Source organism: Halobacillus sp. BBL2006, from assembly GCF_000786645.1.
GTDB lineage: Bacteria > Bacillota > Bacilli > Bacillales > Halobacillaceae > Halobacillus.
The window spans coordinates 1-3908 of the sequence record NZ_JRNX01000517.1; the positions used below are offsets into that span (position 1 = coordinate 1).

The 3908-nt window shown below is 46.4% G+C and carries 4 protein-coding genes; all 4 read right to left on the reverse strand.

Going from position 1 to position 3908, the window contains the following annotated elements; genetic code table 11:
* Window positions 1-741, reverse strand: a 741-nt coding sequence (locus LD39_RS15060) for an ABC transporter ATP-binding protein (protein WP_035548940.1), incomplete at its 3' end; no start/stop codon positions are given.
* 4 nt (window positions 742-745) lie between these two features.
* The gene (locus LD39_RS15065) at window positions 746-1777 is read right to left on the reverse strand and encodes a branched-chain amino acid ABC transporter permease (protein WP_035548942.1); all 1032 of its coding nucleotides are present in this window, start codon (window positions 1775-1777) and stop codon (window positions 746-748) included.
* A complete protein-coding gene (locus LD39_RS15070; protein WP_035548945.1) occupies window positions 1778-2641 on the reverse strand; it encodes a branched-chain amino acid ABC transporter permease in 864 nt (287 codons plus the stop codon). It lies immediately after the preceding gene.
* 85 nt (window positions 2642-2726) lie between these two features.
* Window positions 2727-3908 (reverse strand): AMP-binding protein (locus tag LD39_RS15075; protein ID WP_035548948.1); only part of this gene is annotated, 1182 nt, incomplete at its 5' end.

Below are 3908 nucleotides of genomic sequence, written 5' to 3' on the forward strand. Positions count from 1 at the left end.
ATAAGCTTCAATTACGGCTTGATTGTTCATAATTTGATCAGACGTTCCTTCGGCAATCTTTTCTCCGTAATTCAGCACCATGATTTTGTCTGCAAGCTTCATAATCATTTTCATTTTGTGTTCAATCAAGCAGACCGTGATGCCTCTTTGAACCATCTTTTCCATCAGTTCAGCCAGCCCTTCGGTTTCACCCGGGTTGATGCCGGCCGCCGGTTCATCTAAAAAGACGATCTCTGGATCGGTAGCCATGGCGAGCGCGAAAGCGACCCGTTTCTTTTCCTCCTGGGTGATATTTCCGGCAAGCTTATCAGAAACATGAGTTAAACCGACGAAATCAAGAACTTCCATCGCTTTATCCATGCACTTTTTCTCTTCTCTTTTGAAACGCTTCGTCCTTAATACCGCATCCAGCAAGCTAGAATTCGTGCGCAGCCGGTGACCGACAATGACGTTATCCAGCACCGTCGACTCCTCAAATAGATTCGTCGTCTGAAAGGTTCTGGCCACCCCTAACTCGGCAATTTTATTTGGAGCAAGCTTTGTAATGTTCTTTCCTTTATAAAGGACTTCGCCAGAACTTGGCTGGTAGCTTCCGCTGACTAAGTTGAAAAAAGTAGATTTTCCTGCTCCATTCGGACCGATGATGGCATTGATTTTACCTTTTTCAATTGCAAAGTCGACCGCATTCACGGCCACTAAGCCTCCAAACTTCTTCGTAAGCTGTTTTGTTTCGATTAACACTCCGTCATCCCTCCTTGATTCTCTTCTCTGTTTCGGATTCGGACTGCGGTTTGACATAACGCTGTTTTTTGTTCATCTTCACCCTCTTTTTCAGAGACCGTTTCCTATTCCAGTCAAAAAAGGCACCGGCGATTCCTCTCGGATAAAAAATAATGAGCAGCGTTAACAATGGACCGAAGATCAACATCCGGTAATCCTGCAAAAACTGCAGGGATTGGGAAACCGTCACGACGAGAAATGTACCGACAATCGGTCCAGCCAATGTTCCGATTCCACCTACAAGCAGGTAGGTAAGGAAATCGAAAATGATCGTGATATAACCAATATCAGGACCGATGAAGCGGATGAAGGATGCATATAAAGCTCCGGCTAAACCTGCAAAGAATGTGGAAAGGACAAAGACGAGCAATTTATTTTTCATCGTTGAAATTCCGATCGTCTGTGCGAGCTCTTCACTGTTGCGGATGGCAATGAATGTTCTTCCTGAAAGGGAATGAATGATCCGGTACATAACGAGGACAGTGAGCAATAGAAAAAGCAGAATCAAATAATATTGGGAGAGGGCCGTATCAAAGGAAATTGGACCGATACTTGCTGGAGCGGGTATTCCAATCAATCCACGTACGCCTCCGGTTAAGCTGTCCCACTTATCAATGACTAGGTAAATGATATAGCCAACACACAAAGTATAAATCGCGAAAAAATGTTCTTTCGTTCTTAGTGCGACTAAACCAACTAAAAACCCTAAAGCGCTCGTGATCAAGCAGGCGAGGACTAGTGCCAGCCAGAAATTAACCCCTGCTTTCACAGTAAGAAGACCTAAGGCATAAGCGCCTACAGCAAAAAATCCGGCATGGGCAAGCGACAGATAACCCGTATAGCCAGCTAAGAGGTTCAGACCATACACGGCAATCATCCAAATGAACGCTAACGTTAAAACGTGGAGAAAATAATCATTTTGTGAAAGAAACGGAAAGACAATGGCCAGAAGAATAACTCCAATGACCAAGCCTCTTTTCTTCAGAAGCGATAGCATTTAGAATCCCTCCCTGGAAAAAAGACCTTTAGGCTTGATGGATAAGATGATGACGAGAAGCACGAACGCGATAATATCTTTATAATCGTTGGAAATGTAAGTTGCCCCGAGACTTTCCGTAAAGCCAAGGATGTACCCTCCTAAAATCGCTCCAGGCACACTTCCCATTCCTCCAAGAATGATGATGACAAAGGCCTTCAAAATGACCAAATGGCCCATCCCCGGAAAAACGAGGTTGATTGGAGCCGATAAAGAAGCAGCGATGGCAGCGAGTCCACCTGAAATCATGAAGGTTAACATTGCAACTTTATTCGTATTGATACCGACGAGGTTCGCCCCTTCACGGTTCTGAGCCATAGCGATGATGGTAGCTCCGATGTAGGTCTTTTTCAAAAATAAGTAGAGTAAAATCATGACACCTACCGCTCCGATATTAATGAGGATGCGCTGCATGGTAACGGTTAACCCGAACATGTCAATCACTTGTCCGTAAGGCGTTTCCATCGTCCGGTAATCCGCTCCCCAGATCAGCTGAGCGAATGCTTCAAGAAAAAGCAGCATCCCGATCGCCGCAATCTTATCGTGAATCGGCGGGGCATTACGCAAAGGATGAAACACAAGTCTGTCCATCAAGACACCGAGAAGACCAACGACAAGAACCGAAATTGCCATGGAAATCCAGTAAGGAATGTTCCATAAAAGCATCATCGTGAGAGTGACATAAGCGCCAAGCATATATAAGGCGCCGTGAGCAAAGTTAGGAATGTGCAAAATTCCGTAGACGAGCGTAAGTCCTAAAGCTACCAGACTGTACACACTGCCGATCGTCAGCCCATTGAAAAGCTGCTGAATTAAAATATCCATTAGACTCCCCCTTTAAGAGTAGGAAAACCCGTGAGCCTGGAAAAAGCGAAAACGAGTATTTTTCCAGGCACGGGTGGATGACTGCTTACGTCCGCTGACTGCCTTCGACCTTCTCTCGTTCCTCTTCTTGAAGCTTACGCCAAAGAATTTTCCCGCTGTTCGTCGTTGGGAATTCGGTCTTGAATTCAACCAATCGAGGATACTTATAGGCGGCCATGCGTTCTTTCGACCAGTGGACGATCTCTTCCTCGGTAACTTCGCCTTTGTATTCCTCGTTCAAAATGACGAAGGCTTTGATGTTCTCTCCTTTACGAGGATCCGGAATTCCGACGACACATGCCTGTTGGACAGCCGGATGATCATAAAGGGCAGATTCAACTTCCGTAGGCCAGACATTATAGCCGGAGGCATTAATCATCCGTTTCACACGGTCGACAATGAAGAAATAACCCTCTTCATCAAAACGGCCGATATCCCCTGTGCGGAAGAAAGATTTGCCGCCGATTTCTACAAAAGCACTTTCATTCTCTTCTGCTCTGTTGTAATAACCGACCATGACCTGAGGGCCGTTAACGACAATCTCACCAATTTCACCCGGTTCCACTTCCTCATTCGTACCGAGATCAAGTATGCGGGCATCGACGTTAAAGGAAGGAACCCCAAGACACTGGAGCTTCGGCCGATCAGGCGGATTGAAATGAGTCTGAGCAATCGTTTCTGATAATCCGTATCCTTCTACGAACTCTAATCCTGTCAGCTGATAAAGCTTTTCTCCCACAGCTTTTGGAAACGAGGCTCCTCCCCCTGAAATCGCGTAGAGCGAACGTAGGTCTTCTGATTTCACTTCCGGATTAGCAAGGAAATCGATGAGCATTGTACTGATTGTCACCCAGTGTGTGCACTGCTGATCACGAATCAGCTGTCGGGCCGTTTCCCTGTTCCATCGCGTCATAATCACCATGGAATTGCCGCTGAAGATCGGAATGTGCATGCTTTGCACCATTCCTGTCACATGAAAAAATGGCAGCGTAGCCAGGCTTTTAGAATCTGTGGTCGTTCGAGCCCAATAGGCCCCTCCCAGCGTATTGGCTTGAACGGTTCGGTTCGTATGCATGCATCCTTTTGGCAGTCCTGTCGTTCCTGACGTGTACGGAAGAACGGCAAGGTCATCTGCAGCAACCTCTACTTCGTGTGCAACCAATTTTGCATGCAACGCATCGGACCACAAGTTTAAACCAGCATCGTCAAAAGTGGCTCGCGGCGCTGC

Coding starts and splice junctions, on each gene's coding strand:
- LD39_RS15070 (WP_035548945.1), bottom strand. CDS start 2,641: ATGGATATTTTAATTCAGCAGCTTTTCAATGGGCTGACGATCGGCAGT.
- LD39_RS15065 (WP_035548942.1), bottom strand. CDS start 1,777: ATGCTATCGCTTCTGAAGAAAAGAGGCTTGGTCATTGGAGTTATTCTT.